The following is an 18423-nucleotide window of genomic DNA, read 5'->3' as shown; positions in this document are numbered from 1 at the left end:
CCAAATGCTTCCTTCAAAAAAAGCCCCCTGAGACAGGGTAAGGGAATTTTTTTGCCGATATGAAACCGACAACCCATTCAAAAGTATGACAATTCCTTTAAAAATACAGCACGGGCTGCTTAAAATGATGCGGACCAGTTTTTACCTATATACCATCGTGGCAGTTTTCACTACGGCGGTGCGGGCCGACGACGCCTTCGGCCAGGAGTTGCTGGGCCGGCGGGTCAGCGTGCAGCTTTCCAACCTGACCGTGGAACAGGCCATCAGCCGGATCGGCAAAACCGCCGAGGTGAAGTTCATGTATAACCCGAGAATTTTCCCGCAGCAGCGGACCGGGTCGCTGACCTTCACGAACGAAAAGCTGTCCGACGTGCTCGACCGGGTGCTGGGGCCGGCTTCCATTCAGTATGAGGTCGGCAGTACGGCCATCATCCTGAAGCGGGCTGCGGATACCTCTTCCGGACGCACCAGCACCGTGAACGGCCCAAACGCCGGAAAACCCGTTCCTCCCATTACCGTCACGGGGCGGGTTCTCGACGATAAAGGCACGGGGCTGCCCGGCGCGACGGTACTCCTGAAAGGATCGACCAACGTCGGAACGGCCACCGACGCCGAGGGCCGCTTCACGCTGAACGTGCCCGACGGCACGGGCGTGCTGGTGATCTCCTCGATCAGCTTCACGACGCAGGAGGTGCCCATCAGCAACCGCACGACCCTGCCCGACATCCAGCTGGCGTCCGACGTGAAGTCGCTGACGGAGGTGGTCGTCGTAGGCTATGGAACCCAGCGCCGGAAAGACCTGACCGGCGCCGTGTCGGTGGTCAATGTGCAGGAACTCCAGCAGCAGCCGACCTCCCAGATCACCAACCAGCTCCAGGGCCGGGCGTCGGGGGTAACCGTACTCGGCTCGGGCCAGCCGGGCGAAGCTCCGCAGGTGCGCATCCGGGGTCTGAACACCTTCGGTAACAACCAGCCGCTGTATGTCGTCGACGGCGTTCCGACGCAGAACATCAACGACATCAACCCGAACGACGTGGCTACGATGCAGGTGCTGAAAGACGCCGGCTCGGCTTCGATCTACGGGTCGCGGGCGGCCAACGGGGTGATCATCATCACCACCCGGCGCGGAACCGGCAAGGTGAAGGTGCAGTATGACGCCTATTTCGGGATGCAGTTTCCGAAGAGCGGCAACGTCTGGGATCTGCTCGATCCGCAGGAAACCGCGCAGCTGAAGTTCAACGCCCTGCGGAATTCGAACCCGAACGTGGTCATCAACGACCCGCTCTACGGCCGCGGCCCCAATCCGGTCCTGCCTGACTACATCGCTCCGCAGGGCGCGAAGGAAGGCGACCCCTCGGTCGATCCGTCGAAATACAACGTCAACCCGACCTATACGAGCGCCGATCAGTACAACGCCTTCTACCGGATTACCCGCGCCAACAAGGCCGGAACCGACTGGTTCCACGAGCTGTTCAAGCCGGCACCGATCACCAGCCACAACCTGGCCGTGAGCGGGGGCGGTCCGCAGGGCAACTACCTGTTTTCGTTCAACTATTTCAACCAGCAGGGGACGCTGATCAATACGTACCTGAAGCGGTATACGATCCGGTCCAACAGCCAGTACAACATCCGGGAGAACATCCGGGTGGGCGAGAACCTGGCCTTCTCGGTGACCGACAACCCGCGGATCAACGCCCTTCAGGAGGGAAGCGCCATCGGCTATGCCTTCCGTCAGCAGCCGATCATTCCGGTATACGACATCCGGGGCAACTACGCCGGGGGCTTCGGCCAGGGTCTGGGCAACGCCAACAACCCGGTGGCGATCCAGCAGCGCTCGGCCAACAACAAAGGCATGAACAACCGGCTGTTCGGGAACATGTACGCCGAAGTGGATTTCCTGAAGGACTTTACCGCCCGCACCAGCTTCGGGGGTGAAATCTTCATGGGGAACTTCCGATCCTTCTCCTACCCGACCTACGAGAACCAGGAGAACACGACGACCAATACGTACACGGAAAACACGTTCAGCGGTTTCAACTGGACCTGGACCAACACGATCCAGTACCAGCACAACTTCGCCGATGCCCATGACCTGAAGGTGGTCGTCGGGACGGAGGCCTACCGGAACCAGGGCCGGAACGTCGGCGGATCGACGCAGAACTACTTCTCGTTCGACCCGAACTTCACGAACCTCTCGACCGGGGCCGGGACGCCGACCAACTACAGCAACCGCTACGCCGACGCCCTGTTCTCGCTGATCGGGAGGGCCGACTACACCTTCCGGGACAAGTACCTGCTGGGCCTGACGATCCGTCGCGACGGTTCTTCGCGGTTCCTGAACTACCAGTACGGCTGGTTCCCGGCGGTGAGCGCGGGCTGGCGGATTTCGCAGGAGAGCTTCATGGACGGCCTCACCTGGCTGAACGATCTGAAGATCCGCGGGGGTTACGGCGTGATGGGCAACCAGCTGAACGTCGATCCGGCCAACGCCTACACCACCTACGGCGGGGACCGGACCTCGTCGTACTACGCCGTCAACGGGTCGAACTCGGCCAACGTGCTCGGCTTCCAGCGGACCCGCATCGGGAACCCGGACGCCCGATGGGAGAAGAACATCAACGCCAACATCGGTTTCGACGCCAGCCTCTGGAAAGGCAAGCTCGACCTGACCGTCGACTATTACCGCAAGGATGTGCGCGACCTGCTCTACACGCTCGAACTGGCCGGTACGGCCGGTCTGGGAACCGCTCCGGCCGTCAACGTGGCCCAGATGCGGAACCAGGGCCTTGACCTGGCCGCGTCTAGCAACTTCGCCATCACCAGCGACCTGAAGCTGAACGCCACGCTGACCTTCACGACTTATAACAACAGGATCGTGTCGCTGGCCGAGGGCATCGACTACTTCGATCAGGAAGGCCGGCGGTTCAACGGCAGCTACATCGTCCGGAACGCCGTGGGGCATTCCATCGGGCAGTTCTACGGCTACAAGGTGGCCGGTTTCTGGAATTCGCAGGAGGAGATCACCCAGGCCAACGCCCAGGCACAGCAGGCGACGGGCAACACCGGTGCGGTGTATCAGAGCGACGTGGCGGTGGGTCGCTTCCGCTATGCCGACACCAACGGCGACGGACAGATCACCGATGCCGACCGGACGTTCCTCGGCAACCCAAACCCCAAATTCACCTACGGCCTGAACCTGGGTGCGACGTACCGGCAGTTCGATTTCAGCCTGTTCCTGTACGGTTCACAGGGCAACGACATCTGGAACAACGTCAAATGGTGGACGGACTTCAACGCCAACTTCCAGGGTGCCAAGAGCAGAACCGCCCTGTATGATTCCTGGACGCCGGAGCATCAGAACGCTGCGGTGCCGATCCAGGAAACCGTCGGCTCGTTCAGTTCGGCCAACGTGCCCAACTCCTATTTCGTGGAGAACGGCTCCTACCTGCGGGCTAAAAATGCGCAGATCGGATACACGCTGCCGGCCGGAACGCTCAAAAAGGTGGGCGTGGAGCGGCTGCGGGTCTATGTGCAGGCGGCCAACCTGTTCACGATCACGAAATACTCCGGTCTGGACCCGGAAATCGGCACGACGGCCAACACCAACAACAGTTCCGGCGGCAGCCTGAATCAGTCGTTCTCAACGACGACCTCCTTCGGGATCGATGAGGGGGTGTATCCGAACCAGCGCCAGTTCCTGTTCGGTCTGAACCTGACCTTTTAATTTTTACTAACCTGACAATCATGAAGATACCACAATATATCGCCGTGCTCGCGGTCACGGCCCTCGGCCTGTCCTTCGATTCCTGCCAGAACAGTCTCGATATTCCGGCCCAGGGGGCGCTGAGCGATCAGACGCTGGCGACCCGCAGCGGGGTGGACGCCCTACTGGTGGGGGCCTATGCCGCCCTCGACGGTCAGTACAACAACGGGGGCGCTCTCAACCTCGCCAGCGGCAACGCCTGGGAGGCATCGCCCAGCAACTGGGTCTACGGTTCCATCGCGGGCGGGGATGCCCACAAGGGCAGTGACGGAAGCGACCAGCCGGCCGTCGACGCCATCGCCAAATTCACGGCCGACCCCAGCAACGGCTATTTCAACAGCAAGTGGCGGACGGTCTACGAAGGCGTCAACCGGGCCAACTCGGTGCTGCGCCTGCTCGCCCAGGCACAGGACATTCCGGAAGCCGACCAGGCCAGAATTGCGGCTCAGGCCCGTTTCCTGCGCGGCCATTACTACTTCGAGCTGAAGAAGATGTTCAACAAGGTGCCCTGGATCGACGAAACCATCGAAACGCCGACGGCCAGTGCCCAGGCCAACACCGAGGACATCTGGCCCCGCATCGAAGCCGATTTTAAATTCGCCATGGATAACCTGCCTCCCACGCAGTCGGACATCGGGCGGGTGAACAAGTGGGCTGCGGCTTCGTACCTTGCCAAGACGTATCTGTATGAGCATAAGTTTGCCGAAGCCAGGGCGCTGTTCGATCAGATCACGACGCAGGGCGTCACCAGCAACGGGTTCAAATACGCCCTGGTGACCCGGTTTCACGATAACTTCGATGCGGCTACCGAAAACAATTCCGAGTCGGTGTTCGCCATCCAGATGGTCGCCAACGACGGCAGCGGCACCATTGCCAGCGCCAATCAGGGCGACATGCTGAACTTCCCGTACGGCAACAGCCCGTTCCGGTGCTGCGGCTTCTTCCAGCCCTCGCAGGATCTGGCCAACTCATACCGGACGGACGCCACCGGCCTTCCGTACCTGAACGACTACAACGCTCACCCGGTGAAAAATGACCAGGGCATCGCGTCGAGCCAGCCGTTTACGCCGGACGCCGGTCCGCTGGACCCCCGCATCGACTGGACCATCGGCCGTCGCGGGATTCCGTATCTGGACTGGGGCAACCACCCCGGCGCCGACTGGATCCGCAGCCCGGGCCAGACCTACGCCGGGCCGTATTCGCCCAAGAAGAACATCTACATGCAGACCACCCAGGACCAGTATGCCGACCAGCACTCCTGGGCGCCCGGAACGGCCATCAACTGGAACGTGATCCGGTATGCCGACGTGCTGCTGATGGCGGCCGAAGCCGAAGCCCAGCTGGGCAACTTCGAAAAGGCGCAGACCTACGTCAATCAGGTGCGCGCCCGGGCGGCCAACCCGGTAAACTACGTGTATAAGTACACCAACGAGGCCGCCCCGCTGACGGGCTATTCGGCCACCCCGGCCGCCAACTACAAGCTGACGGTTTATCCGGCGGGGACTTTTGCGGCACTGGGGAAAGACGGCGCGCTGAACGCCATCTATTTCGAGCGGAAGCTGGAATTGGCCATGGAAGGCCACCGCTTCTTCGACCTGGTTCGCTGGGGCATCGCCGAGAAGGTCCTGAACGCCTACATCGCCTACGAAAGCACCGTGACGACGGACATTCGGGGGGGGCGTTTCGTAGCCGGCAAGAATGAGTACTTCCCGATTCCGCAGCGGCAGATCGACCTGAGCACCTCGGGCGGCAAGTCGGCCCTGACCCAGAATCCGGGATACAATTAATCGGTTTCCCTATCCTGAAAAGAGGCAGTCGTTCGGCTGCCTCTTTTTATTGATTCTGTTCCTATGCAACTGAAAAAGGTGATTTCGGGCGTCCTGCTCTCCGGACTGCCCGTCGTGCTGGCCGGCCTGTTTTCCGGCTGCGGTTCCGGCCAAACGGTAAACTACCCGCCGGTGAGCGAAGAGGAGGAACTGGTGCAGCGGTATTGCGGCAGGTGGCAGCTGCCGCCCGACCCCGGCGCCCTCGACAAGGAAACCTGGACTCGGCGGGTGCTGCCGGCCATGGCCCCGAAGCTCGGTCTGGAGGTCTGGCAGAGCACAAACTATTTCCAGCCGGAAGGCGCGGCCATCTCCCTCGCCGACTGGAATAAGCTGGTGGCCTATTACCGGAAGCTGGCCCCGGAGCATCTCCGGAAAGCCGCCCCACCCGTCGCCCCGATCCCCGACTGGTCGGTCTTCCGAGTCGTCAAACCCGCCGAATCCGGTCCGACCGTCGCCACCACGACGATGGTGGTGTTCGATTCCGTGAACCGCCGGATTCTGTCGGGCAGTGAAACCGACGCGGGGCTATACGGATGGGATGCCGCCCTGAAGCCGACCCGGCTGCTAACGCTGCCCTCCCCGGCCGTTCAGGCGGTGCCGAAGAACGAACGGGCCGGGATCGCGCAGACCGTCCTGACCTGCATCGGCACCGTCCGGGCGGTAGATCAGCCCGTTGGGGAGGTGATCGAACTGGACCCGGACTCGCCGGGCAGTATTCCGGTTCCGCCGGCTGCCGCGCCCCATCCAAACCACCCCCATCGACCTGGATCGCGACGGCCTGACCGACTGGATCGTGTGTGGTTTCGGCCACAACGAGGGCGGTTTATATCTGTTGAAGCAGCGACCCGGACGCCGGTTCGAGAAGCAGGTCGTGAAGGCAATTCCGGGGGCTACGCAGGTGATCACCGGCGATTTTAACCACGACGGCTGGCCGGATTTCATGGCCCTGTTCGCCCACGCCGACGAAGGCATCCGGCTATTCACGAACGACCGCAACGGCGGCTTCCGGGAGCGCAACCTGCTGACGTTTCCGCCGGTCTACGGCTCCACCAGCTTCCAGCTCGCCGATTTCAACCGCGACGGTCTGCCGGACATCGTCTACACCTGCGGGGACAACAGCGACTATTCGCGGATTCTGAAGCCGTACCACGGCGTGTATCTGTTCACGAATCAGGGCGGTAACCGTTTCAAACAGACCTATTTCTATCCCATCGACGGCTGTACCAAAGCGGTGGCCGCCGACTTCGACGGCGACGGTGATACCGACCTCGCCACCATCGCCTTCTTCGCTGATTTTCAGGAAAAACCGGACCGGACGTTTTTATATTTCGAACAGAAAGGCCCTTCGCAGTTTCAGCCCCACGCCGTGCCGGTGCATACCTACGGCCGCTGGCTCTGCCTGGACGCGGGCGACTGGGACCACGACGGCGATCCTGATCTGGTGCTGGGCAACTATGCCCGGGGCTTCCTGAACGAACCCGGTTTCGAGCCGGTCTGGAACCGCTCGCTGCCGCTGATCGTGCTGGAAAACCGGACCCGCTGAGTTCCGGGCAGGAGGGAGGTTTCGGGAACAAAAGGAGAATTGCCCGGTTAACCAATGAAACTTCTTTTATCTCGACGTTATGAATCCCATACAACTGAGTCAGGAACTGCGTGAAGGGCAGACCGAGGATTTGAACCGCAGACGCTGGATTGCCGGTCTGTCGATGGTGGGCGCCACCATCGGGCAGATTGTCAGTTTGTATCAGTTAGGCATTATCAAACATTTACCCGACCCCCCGATCTCCGTCTTCGATTCGGACAAGGTCGATGCGTCGGCCTACGCCTACAAGCGGCTCGACACCCCGGATGCGCTGATGATGATCCTGAACTACGCGACCACGGCCATGCTGGCGGGCGCCGGCGGAAAGGACCGCGCCGAAACCAACCCGGGCGTACCGATCGCCATGGGTGTAAAAACCCTGGCCGATACCGCTCTGAACCTGACCCTGGCGCGAGAGGAATGGCAGGAGAACAAAAAGCTGTGCTTCTATTGCCAGATGGCGACCGTCGTGTCGGCGGCCACCGTCGTTCTGGCGGTCCCGGAAGTGATGAAGGCGGTTCGGAAGCTGTTCGGATAGGCGGGGCGGTATGGAACGTGGCACTTCGAAATACTCCCGCCAGGCCGGTTCATAGTTGACCTGATTCAAGAGTTCAATTTGGGTGCCTCCCCCGCATACTGATGCCCATTGGTGGGACTCTGCAACGAACTGGCAATCCCCAACCGGGCTTGAAGGGGTTTCTTGACGATGTATTCATAATTCAATTGTATTATCGAAGCTCAAGTGACACTCCCAGTAAAGGGCCAATTTCCCCTGTCTCTGGATTAAACTCCCGACTTTCAAAGTAAAAGGCATGGGAATGATAATATTCTTCCGGATCGTATATGCCCAGAAACATGACCTCTTCGCCAGTGGCATTTTTACGTATCGAAGCTCCACGAATCAGGCCCAGCACCTGGCGGTTGCCCTGATGATAGGCAATGGCTTGTTCACTGACCAGATAGGGAGCGCAAACGATGCGGTGGATCTGCCCCTGCGGGTTGTAGACCACACAGTTGCAGGGGTCAGGATACTGCTTGTTCTGGTAGAAGATCAGCACCAAGTACTGCCCGTCGGGACTGACTTGTTCTCTAAAAAGGCTTTCATTCTGTATGTCAATCCTGATTAGCTGCCCGTGGTAATGCCATTCGATGCCGATGACATATTGCCGAGCCCAACCGCCGTATTCGGAGGAGGAGTACAACAACTTGTAGGCAAACCCCCGTTCATCAATTTCGATGGTTTTCATCCTAAGGCTTCAGTTTAGTTTCTTGACGTAGTTCCTAATGGTCTCGGTCTTATCGGTAAAGCCTTGATGTTGAAAGTAGTCTACCCAGGCGGGTTCATAGTTGACCTGATTCAAGAGCTCAATTTGGGGGCCTCCCCCCGCATACTGATGCCCATTGGTAGGACTCTGCAACGAACTGGCAATCCCCAACCGGGCTTGAAGGGGTTTCTTGACGATGTATTCTCGGATTACTAAAGGTTGGCCGACTTCTTTGAACTCAGGGAGAATGGAAAATGCTTCCCGAGCTTCTTGTTCAGAGCTAAAAAGCTGTCGGCCCATCCATGCCCCAGGTGCATCGCGTTTACCCATTTGAGTTAGGTTCAAATATTCAATACAATACAATCGTTCTCCAACGCCAATCTCAATATCTTCGACCATTGACCCGAATTGATAAGGGGGATAATTCCCTTTGGTGACAAAATCCATATTGACGGCTTCGGCACTGAGCTTGCGCCCTTTCACCCAGGGACTGGCCTTGAGGCTGCTTAGCTCGGCCTCCAGCGTCTGCAGGGCCGGCCGCAGTTCCGGCAGCTTGGTGTGCAGTTGCTCGTGTAGACGGCCGGCGGTCTGTTTAGCTGGTTCGGGCAGCCGGAAATCGTAGCGGGCCAGTTCACTCTCTACGTACGCCTGCCGGTAGAGCCCCTCCAGCCCCGTGCCGGCCAGCCGATCAAAGGAATTCAGACCGAATAGAGGACTGAATATTCAAGCTATTACTCTACATTTGAGAATTGAACTTGTAAATATATAGTAATGATTGTTGATAAAAATTTTCAAAAGTAATGGAAAGATTTCTTTTCAGTTTTCGAAAATTAAATTGCTCCCTCCTGAAGCACTTCGCCAAACTCACCCGTTTCCAGATCTAATTCTCTAACTTCAAAAAAGTCGCCATATCTGTTTCGATACTTAGGGGGAAACATTATACTAATTCCAATTACTTTATCTCCTTTACTGTTAGAAAGCCAAGTTGGATATAAGCCGCCAAAACCATTTCCTTTAATATTTTCGGATATACTTAGTGCAATATTGCCAACTAGAACTGGAGGTTCTAAGATTTTGAATAGACTTCCGTCTGAGTTATATATAACGCCATTTTTTGGTATTGGATACGTTTTACTTCTTTCATAAACGGCTAAACATTTTTCTTTATTTTCGTCAATCATTGCCTTTAGTAAAGTACCTTTTTCGAACTTTATTTCGACTATATGTTCTGCTTCCTCCCACTCAATTGCTTCCCAATTGAGTGGGTTTTTGGCTGGATTAATGTTTGATTCTCCTGATAATGTATCAGAAAATCTGAATCTTACGTTATCCTTAATTGCAACTTCAGTGAAATTCTTCATTTATTTGCTTATTTTAATTCAATAATAAAATCCCTTATCTTCTCAGGATTTAAATCTTGTGTTACGAAATAGTTTGGCCAATTATTTTTCACTTCATCCGGGATTTCAAATTGTATTCCACTTCCTTTGTATGTTTTATTTATTGTTGGATCAAATTGTGGGCCGATTATACCTTTATGAAAAATGAATGGACTTTTAATAGTATACTCCCTGATAACCAAATCATGGGATTTTTTGAAATCCCAAATTAAGGCAAGTTCTTCTCTGGCTTCTGCTTCATTGGAGAATATCTTATCTGTAAAAAAGTTGCCAGGTCCAGCCTGACTCCGATATTCAACACAGTATATTTTTCCTCCAATCTTAGCTTCTTGGTCTACAACCTGAGAATTTTTAAGATATGGTGCTAAACCATTTCTCTCAACATAAGCATAATTGAGGACATCGGCATCCAATGTCCTGCCCTCAACAAATGGATACAATTTAAGTAACCTAACTTGTTCTTCAAAGGCATCAGTTTCATCAATAAATTCTGCAAATTGAGCAACATTACGAGTAAGTTCCTGTTTAATTTTTGATGCAGTTTCCTTGGCTTGCGTCGATAGTCGAAAATCAAACCGGGCTAGTTGACTTTCGATAAACGTTTGTTTAAAGGCGGATTTTAGCCCCGTGCCGGCCAGCCGGCCGATTCCCCAGCACAGCGCCAGCCTGCTCCAGTTCTCGGCCAGCCTGGGATAGATCGCGGCCACCTCGTTGGGGAAGGCCGAGCTGAGCACCACATCGCCGATGCCCAGCCCCAGGTCGATGGCCCCCGTCACGAACCCGGCCGCCGAGCCGCTCTCCACGGCGGCTGCGATTTCAGCCGCGCCCAGCACACTCAGACCGGCCATAACCCCGACCTCGGCGCTGGTCTTCCACTTCTGCATCGTCGACTGGTGGAAGAGGGCGTAGACGTAAATGGCCGGCAGGGCATACACTTCTCCTTTGGCGAAACCGGTCCCTTCCATCTGGAAGTCGTTCTCGAAGGATACCAGCAGGTAGTCGTAGGGCCGGGCCGTCACTTCGTAGGTGGCGTTATCGCCGGTGATCAGTCGGCGGGCCGTCAGCTGCACGGTGCCGTCGGCGGCCAGTTGCTGGCGATTGATCGTGCCCAGCCAGTTGTCGTTGAGGTGGCGATTTCGAGGGGCTCTGGCCTTTAAATGGTTAAGCAGAGTTTGAATCGTAGTAACCGCAGGGATTTAGCCAATTCATGGTTGGAGTTACCCTCTGTCTCTACCTTTCATTCCTAACCAAATTAAGATGAATCCATAAAAAAGAAGTGACCAAATGACATGATTCAATAGCCAGCAGAAATAAAACCATAAAGTATTTTTGTTAAATTGCCCTAAATAATTCCCCGGATAGGCAAAAATTAGCTTTACTAAATTCCTTAAAAATAACAGTTTTGGCTTGGAGCCTTCCCAAGAAAAAGTAAGGGGTAACGTTAATATCTCGAAAAGTGGGAGTAAGCAAAAAAAATTAAGCTGTACTTCACTGCTTGCTTGTTAAAAATTTTCATTGGAGAACTCGTCTAAATTTTAAAAGGTTTGTAAAAAATTGTAAACAGTAAATGATAAACTTTTTATTGCCTTATCTGCAGACATGCCTGGTCTGGCATAATCAAAGTGGTGATGGGAGTTGCTATCCCATAAAGCTGTAAATACTCTTAAAATCTCCCCAAATGCAGGATCGCTAAATTCATAATCTGGAATATCGATTCGGATTACTCTGAGATAGGCGCTTAGCGTTCTGTAGTATTAAAAACGAGAAGATGAAAAGTTTGCAATCTTAAAAATAGGCTACTGTTTTATAGCTTGAGCACAAGGTAGGTAATTCAGAACTAATACTACCTTTTTTCAAATCCTTATTCATTGCGCATCTCTTTTTTTTTAGTTCTTCTAAAATTAGAAATCATAAAGTAAAATAGACATGTCCAGAATGTGTGATTTAATATAATTGATACTAGAGAAATTTTAATTATCCCAAAATAGTCAAATGGGAATCCAAGAAGTGTGACATAAATTTTTCTTAAAAAATAAGACTTTAGTTCACTTCCTTCCCATCCAGAAACAAATGGTAGCAATAAAATTTCTATTATTGGTAATAATGTAAAAAAAATAAAACTATATTTTAAGGCACTTTTATCTAATGATCTCATTGTCTAAGAACTTTTTAACTTGCTTTACAAGATTTTCAATATTTAAATCCGCTTGGGTTCCTGGACGCCCATAGTCAAAATGAGGATGATCATCTTGTTTAAATCTGGCCATGATCGCCCCAAATAACAATGTCCCGGGAATTATTGGATCGCTAAATTCATCATCTGGAATGTCGATTCGGATTACTCTGGTATAATTGCTTAACGTTTTAAACAACTCACTGTTGGATGGAATCGGACTGCCAACCAGAATGACATAGTTGAGATCTGAACTTCAAAGAGTAGTTAAGCGCTTTAGGTCAGCAAACGGCAATATCAAATCGTCTTGGTTTCTGGCTAAATCCTGTTTGTTGAGTAGCTAATTGGCGCCAATTAAAGCATCAAAGTAAGGAGGAACTTTATGCTTTATAAAATTAAGCAATGATGCAGTTTAGGGATATCTAATTTATTGAAATGCTGAGAAGTTCCTTTTGCGCTCAGCTCTGCTCGGTTTTTACGCCTTTAGGTGTTAAAATGCTTCTAATTCAAAACATTGAAGTGTGATATTTGTTGAGCTTAAATAATTGACAAATTAAGAATTTTTAAGGTTTGTCTATTATATCCGAAGTAAACCCTAAGCCAAATTGGTAATAATGGATTATGATCGACTTTTTCCTTTTTTGAAAATAAAACTCAAATATAAATTCTTCATGTTGTTTTTGGTAACTAAATAAATAAGTAAAAAATGATAAATTTTGGTATTCATTGAACCCTATGCTGTTTGAATAATTACTTTTTAGTAAAAGGTAATTTTTTCTTAGAAATATTTTTTCGCTAGGATTGAAAAGCTTATCATACTGTGAGCTATTAAAGCAGCATTGGTTACAAATAAGTGTTTTTGCTTTTCCTGGGCATAAATAGAAAATAGCGAAAATATCTGAATGTGGATAACCATCTTCAAGGGACTGCCATCTACTAAAGTATACTTCTTTGATCCTCTTGTTCTCTTTTGCAAGGAACTTGGTATTTAAGATGGAGAAGGTCTCTTTCAGAATAAATTCTTTTGCAAATGATTCTGCAGTGACGAAATAGATTCGATAATCTTTTTTCAATGTTAGATCTTCATAATAGGGATCAATCCTTGGTAAAAGAAAGAATCCTCCAATCCAGAATAGAGGTAAAGCTGTCAAAATTACCGCAATGCTTTTGATCAAGGCTTTCATATTTATTTAAACTTAATAATTTTTGTTACTTTAAGTTTCGTTATAAACGGCCTGCAGTTTCCTCCAATGTTATTATAGTGTTGAAGAAGGAAAAAGGCTTTCAATGGCAAAATGACAGATTTTAAGTTAACTTTTACTCTCGGAGGCCATAGGCTTGCATCCGAAATTAGTTCCTCGCATTGGATGTCATCTCTATCAGCTCCAAACGTGTCCCATATTTCATAATGAAGCGTTAGGAAAAATTCATTGGTAGTAGATACTTTTTTTAAATTAATTTTTATTTCGAGGTATTTTGTTCCTCCCATACATAAATAAAGGTTTGTAGGAATTACTGGCTTAACTTCCCATTCAGTAAAGTTTATATTTCGACCACCTTGTGTTAATAAACTTTCATCTATTTTAGTTAGACTGTCTTGGTGGATTATATTAATAATATTTTCTGATAAAGCCTGGTGGAAGTTGTTGAAAGATGCAGATTCATTTAAAGATTCAACAATTCTGTAGTCTTGAGTTAGATCAAGGATACCTCCTGATCCTGACAAAAAATAGTCTGGAACGAAGTCTAACCCTTTGCTACGGAATGGGCTTGCAAAGTCTTTTCTTGCATCAATTGGTGCTTTAGAGTATTGGTCATAGTAATACTTGGCACACTCATCTAACCAAGACAACGGCGGGTTATCGGCGAAGCACATTTCATATAATGCTGAATTGTTCCGATTTCCGCAGCTATCGGTAGGAGTATAGGAAGGTTTAGTGCCCGAAATGAGAATCCTGTCCTTGATCAGGTATGAACTTACCATTTCCAGGATCTTGGATAAGTCAAACCGGAAAGGACTATCTTCTGCTTCCACATTTCTAAAACTCTCTTCGGGCCAATCTTTCAGACTCACGAGAATTTGTTCATAGATCGCTGGAGAGTAGTTTCGTAGCAGTCCAGGAGCGGTTCGGTTTGAATTAATAAACTCCTTAAATCGCTCGATCCCGGTTTTTTCAGACTGGTACCCTAAATCTGAAACCCATGTATTTAGTTGTGACCTGGCTGCAATTTTGACTTTACCGTCTGCCGCTGCCTTCGCTACCGCCAGAAACCGGGCTTCGTCATGATATCCGATGAAAATTTTGTCTTTCCGTTTAAACAAGGCCACGTAGGATTTTCCGGCTCGCTCAAATTTTAGTAAAATTCCATTTACGCTGACAACGCATCCTTGTATATCTGGGACAGTAATCCGATTTCCGGCAGGTGAAAAATAATAAGCAGGACATAGCCCAAAAGTAGAAAGCCGGGCCCCACTTGATCCACCAAAATCTTCAATGGCCCGTTCTACTAAATCCGAGTCGATCACTTCGTCCTCCGTCTCCTCCAGCACCCGGCTGACCAACTCCTCGGCCGTTTGGGGGTTGACCAGCCTTTTGAGCGAATCCACCGGGGCGTTGCCCGACAGACCCGCCGTCAGGGCCTGCACCACCTGCGCGCAGCGACCGGAGTCCAGATCGGCAGCCATCGCGTCGGTGACCGGGGGCAGGGTCAGTCCCTGTTCCGCAAGACCGGCCCGCAACGCTTCCAGTTGCGGTTTCTTGCTCCCGGCGACAGCGCTCAGTCGCCGGCACAGCACCTCGTCGAGCAGGAACCGCACGGCCTCCTGGCGGGCGTATACACACGGCTGCGAGGCCGTGCCGTCGCCCGCCCCCGCTCCTCCGTCCCCGACCGCATCGGCGGGTGCTTCGGCGGGGGTGGCATCGGCCAACGCCGACCCACCCCCGCTGCCCACCTGACCCGGGTCGATCGTGAATTCCGAATCACAGTAGGTGCCGTCAGGGAAGGTGCAGCGGCCAAAATATTGTTTTATGCCATCCAGCGCTTTGAACGTGACGGCCACATGCTGCATGGGCGAAACGGCCAGCGCGCCCACCTCCGTCTGTTTGGTTTTCACCTCCCGCGAGTTGTACACCTTCAGGGTCGCCCCCGGCGTTCGGGCACACACCTTGTCGACCAGCCCGATTTGATCCGGGTCGCGGAAGAGGCCGTAGGTCTGGTCACTGCCGGGGGTATATCCGGCCGCGAACACGCCCAGGCCCGGATGCGCATTTTTGTTGAATACATAGTCCCAAGCGTGCTGGGGGGCATTGTGCGGAATGCCGAAGGTGCCCGACCGGCCCGCCAGCTGGTAGAGCGTCCCGCAGCGATTCGAGGCTTGTTTCGGCTTCGCGTAAGTTGGTTGGTTGGGCACGCCCGTCACCAGCGGGGCCCGCTGGTAATCCACCGTCAGCGTCAGATAGCCCACACAGAACTGGCCGTCGTCCTGCTTATTGACGATCCTGTAGCTGTAACTGCCCGGCACGGTGGCCGTCGCCAGCTGACAGACCACATTCCCGGCTCCGTCGGGCCGGGTGGACACCAGAGCCGGCCCGCCGTTCTGCGGGTAGGCGGTGATATGGCTGCCACCGCTGACGGTGAAGCTCATCGGCTGCAGGGCCTGGGCCGTCATCAGGTAGAAGTTAGCCGGATCGGGGCAGCTCACAAAGAAACTGCAGGGGTCGGCCGGAGCCCGCTCATAATCGGGCGGCAGGGCTTTCTCCACCCGAACGGTAGCCAGCTGCGGATGGGTCGGAAACAGGCTACAAACCGCCTGAAACTGAAGGCTCTGGTTCGCCTGCGCATCGGTAAAGGGGTAGGTGTACTTCCCGGTCGTGTCGGTCCGTAACCCGGTAATTCGCCCGCCTTCGATCAGATTCCAGGTGACGGGCGCCAACTGAACCCCGTTGGTGCAGCCGGTAGCCGTCAGCGTCAGATCCTGGGAAGGACGGTTATAGGGGATCTGTACGACCTGTTCTTTTGGATTCAGCTCGAACTTCGGGCAAGGGATCTCCAAACTATCGCTGGCTTTGGGATCGTAGATGTAGGCCACCTTGCATTTGCCGTTCTGATAGGTAGCCTGGAAGACCGCCGGGGTTCGGAGCCGGAGAAAGGTACGCAGCGGCTCTGTGGCAAGGGGTTGGTCGTCCCAGCGGAAGGTGCCGATCGACTGGTGGGTAGGGTTAGCCAGGGCCAAGGTGATCCACTGGCTGGATTCTTTCGTGAGAACGAGCTTGACCTGCTGGTAGCTGCAGTAGGGTGTCGGCGCATTGCTCAGACCGGAGCCGTTGGGCGGAGCCGGATAGTCGCCGATCACCCGGCATCCGGTGGTGGGGCAGGTGACCGCCAGTTGAAAACTGTAGCGGATGTTGGTGACGTTGACAACGTGGTCGTTGCGTACGTCCAGCCGTAGGTTGGCATTCCCCCGCAGCTTTTCCCATTGAACGGTACCGGTACAGCCGACAGCCTCCACCAGCGTCTGCGTATCCCGGCGCCGTTCCGCCCCGATGGACTTGGCCGCCAGCTGGAACAGCCTACAATCCCTGGCCACCACCCCCGCACAGACGGGTTCGACCGTCACTGTCCGCTGGTCGACGCAGCCGATGGGTTGGCCGCCGGTATCAGTGCCCAGCAGACAGGTAACGCTGTACGTGGTGGTCGTCTGGGGCTGGAAGCTGCGCTGGGTGAATGTGCCCAGGGGCCGGCCGTTCTCGCTCCATAGCAGCGTACCTGCCTGCCCCTGCTCGCTCCGACAGCCGATGACGGCCAGCGTTACCTCCTGCCCGGCCGCGATGCGTGCGGCCGAAGCCGTTAGGGTAACTTCACACCGGGTGCCGAGGTGAAATTCGCTCTGGGCCGGCGGGCTGACCGTGAAGCCGTCGCCGTAGGCGGTGATCGTGTAGTTGTAAGGCTGGTTGGGCTCGATACCGTTCAGAATCGCCTGCGGCCGGGTCGGCAGCAGCGTGTGCTCCCGGCCCCGGGCATCGCGGTAGGTCAGCCGGTAGCTCAGATGGCGGGCATGCGGTGCCCAGCTGATGCGGACCCCGGCACTGTCGAGGGGCTGAAAGGCCAGTTGTTCGGGCTTGGGCAGCGGGTCGGTCAGGAGGCTCGTTTCCAGGACTTCCAGAATCTGGTCGATGCGGTCCGGGGTGCCCTCGGTCAGCAGGGTGCGGTCCGGAACACAGCCGGCCGTCAGGCAGGTCTGGGCCGTTCCCAGATCGCGCAGCAGGCTGTCGAGGCTCGACAGGGCTTGCCGGATTTTAAGCGAATCGACGCCGGTGCGGGCCGTCTGCAGCCGCTGCTGCCAACACCCAAGGCCCTCTTGTACGGCCGTCAGATACCGGCTTGTGGCGGGGTCGTCGGTCCCCTGAGCTGCCCCGCGAAGGCTGTCGAGGGCCTCGCCTAGTGTTCCCTCGAAAGCCGTCGGCTTCGCCAGCAGGGTCTGAAGCCGTCCGCTCAGGCCGGCGTCGGCTTTGGCGCTGGTCATCCGGCCGCCGGTTACACAGCCTCCGCCGGTCGTGTTGGCCGCCTTCACCACCTGAAGGTCTTCAAAAGCGACCGGCACGAAGGCGCCCCCGGCGAAGTTCCACGGCAGCAGCCCCTGCCCGCTGAAACGCCCGGCCCCACCCGAAACCTGAGTCAGCAATACTTTATACTGATCGATCATCAGCACCTCGCCGGGTTGCAGGCGGCCCTGCGGTTCACCGGTGGGCGGGGGCAGCGCCACCGTTTCCTGACAATTGTAACCGGACACCTCGCTGCCCGGACAGCGGGGCAGCCGCGTCGAGTCGGTCAGGAGCCGGGTCAGGGCGGGTGAGCGCAGCAGGTCGGCCGGACTTTGGGTAGAGTCCGCCGGAGAAGGGGAAACGGTATTGACCGGACAGGATTCCGGGTTAAAAATGGCGGCCCAGTCGACCCGGGTCGGGGAGGGAGCCGCCATCGAATCGGCAAGGGGCAGCCCGGCCGTGAAGGTAGCCACCTGACTCAGGCCCTGATTGACGTAGAGGTCCTGCCCCTTCTCATCGAAAGCCTGCACCTGCCAGCCGTAACGCATCCCCGCCTGCAGGGGCGGCAGCGTCGGACCATACCACAGGCTGGGCTGAGCCGTCGTCTCCTCATAGAGGGGCGGCTGGCTCAGCGCCACGGCGTTGGCGTCCTGGCCTGCGTCGCGCAGCTCCCAGAGCCGGAAGGTGTACAGCGGCAGGCCCGTGAAGGCCACCGTGCCGGCGTTGCGGGGCGTCCACTGGAACAGCACCGCCGGCTGGGGCTGGTGGGGCAACGTCTGGCCGGGGGCGGGGAAGGTCAAAAGGGGAGGGTAGTGCAGCAGCACCGTCATCAGGGCCGTACCGGCATTGGAGACGGGCTGGCGGTCGCGGT

Annotated in this window: 10 protein-coding genes; 4 read left to right on the top strand and 6 right to left on the bottom strand. The window is 54.6% G+C overall.

Annotated elements, in window-relative coordinates; translation table 11 throughout:
• Positions 1-85 precede the first annotated feature (85 nt).
• The 4 genes from DX909_RS01495 (at position 86) to DX909_RS01480 (ending at position 7709) form a co-directional block, all read left to right on the top strand.
• On the top strand, positions 86-3724 hold the full coding sequence (locus DX909_RS01495; protein ID WP_128543287.1) for a SusC/RagA family TonB-linked outer membrane protein: 3639 nt from the start codon (positions 86-88) through the stop codon (positions 3722-3724).
• 20 nt (positions 3725-3744) lie between these two features.
• Positions 3745-5550: a RagB/SusD family nutrient uptake outer membrane protein gene (locus DX909_RS01490; RefSeq protein ID WP_128543286.1), complete on the top strand. Its 1806-nt coding sequence runs from the start codon at positions 3745-3747 to the stop codon at positions 5548-5550.
• A gap of 832 nt (positions 5551-6382) precedes the next feature.
• The gene (locus tag DX909_RS29860; protein WP_229310905.1) at positions 6383-7132 is read left to right on the top strand and encodes an FG-GAP repeat domain-containing protein; all 750 of its coding nucleotides are present in this window, start codon (positions 6383-6385) and stop codon (positions 7130-7132) included.
• A gap of 79 nt (positions 7133-7211) precedes the next feature.
• Complete coding sequence (locus DX909_RS01480) at positions 7212-7709, top strand: vitamin K epoxide reductase family protein (protein ID WP_128543285.1); 498 nt, start codon at positions 7212-7214, stop codon at positions 7707-7709.
• A gap of 190 nt (positions 7710-7899) precedes the next feature.
• Here the strand turns inward: DX909_RS01480 and DX909_RS01475 are convergent, their stop codons facing one another.
• The 6 genes from DX909_RS01475 to DX909_RS29425 form a co-directional block, all read right to left on the bottom strand.
• Positions 7900-8418: a hypothetical protein gene (locus tag DX909_RS01475; RefSeq protein WP_128543284.1), complete on the bottom strand. Its 519-nt coding sequence runs from the start codon at positions 8416-8418 to the stop codon at positions 7900-7902.
• 9 nt (positions 8419-8427) lie between these two features.
• Positions 8428-8919 (bottom strand): hypothetical protein, encoded by a 492-nt coding sequence (locus tag DX909_RS01470; RefSeq protein WP_128543283.1) that lies wholly within the window; start codon positions 8917-8919, stop codon positions 8428-8430.
• A 347-nt stretch (positions 8920-9266) separates the two neighbouring features.
• Positions 9267-9797, bottom strand: a complete 531-nt coding sequence (locus DX909_RS01465; RefSeq protein ID WP_128543282.1) for a hypothetical protein — start codon at positions 9795-9797, stop codon at positions 9267-9269.
• Between the two features lie 8 nt (positions 9798-9805).
• Positions 9806-10906: a hypothetical protein gene (locus tag DX909_RS01460; RefSeq protein WP_128543281.1), complete on the bottom strand. Its 1101-nt coding sequence runs from the start codon at positions 10904-10906 to the stop codon at positions 9806-9808.
• A gap of 1666 nt (positions 10907-12572) precedes the next feature.
• Positions 12573-13193, bottom strand: a complete 621-nt coding sequence (locus DX909_RS01455; RefSeq protein WP_128543280.1) for a hypothetical protein — start codon at positions 13191-13193, stop codon at positions 12573-12575.
• Positions 13194-13195: 2 nt separating this feature from the next.
• Positions 13196-18423: fibronectin type III domain-containing protein (locus tag DX909_RS29425; protein ID WP_164851167.1), on the bottom strand; the 5228-nt coding region annotated here is incomplete at its 5' end.

The organism is Larkinella soli (assembly GCF_003703975.1).
GTDB lineage: Bacteria > Bacteroidota > Bacteroidia > Cytophagales > Spirosomataceae > Larkinella > Larkinella soli.
This window is presented reverse-complemented; position numbering and strand designations above follow the sequence as displayed.

What these genes read in the sequence shown, in the direction of transcription:
- DX909_RS01495 (WP_128543287.1), top strand. Translation starts at nt 86, where the DNA reads ATGACAATTCCTTTAAAAATACAGCACGGGCTGCTTAAAATGATGCGG.
- DX909_RS01480 (WP_128543285.1), top strand. Translation starts at nt 7,212, where the DNA reads ATGAATCCCATACAACTGAGTCAGGAACTGCGTGAAGGGCAGACCGAG.
- DX909_RS01465 (WP_128543282.1), bottom strand. Translation starts at nt 9,797, where the DNA reads ATGAAGAATTTCACTGAAGTTGCAATTAAGGATAACGTAAGATTCAGA.
- DX909_RS01475 (WP_128543284.1), bottom strand. Translation starts at nt 8,418, where the DNA reads ATGAAAACCATCGAAATTGATGAACGGGGGTTTGCCTACAAGTTGTTG.
- DX909_RS01455 (WP_128543280.1), bottom strand. Translation starts at nt 13,193, where the DNA reads ATGAAAGCCTTGATCAAAAGCATTGCGGTAATTTTGACAGCTTTACCT.
- DX909_RS01490 (WP_128543286.1), top strand. Translation starts at nt 3,745, where the DNA reads ATGAAGATACCACAATATATCGCCGTGCTCGCGGTCACGGCCCTCGGC.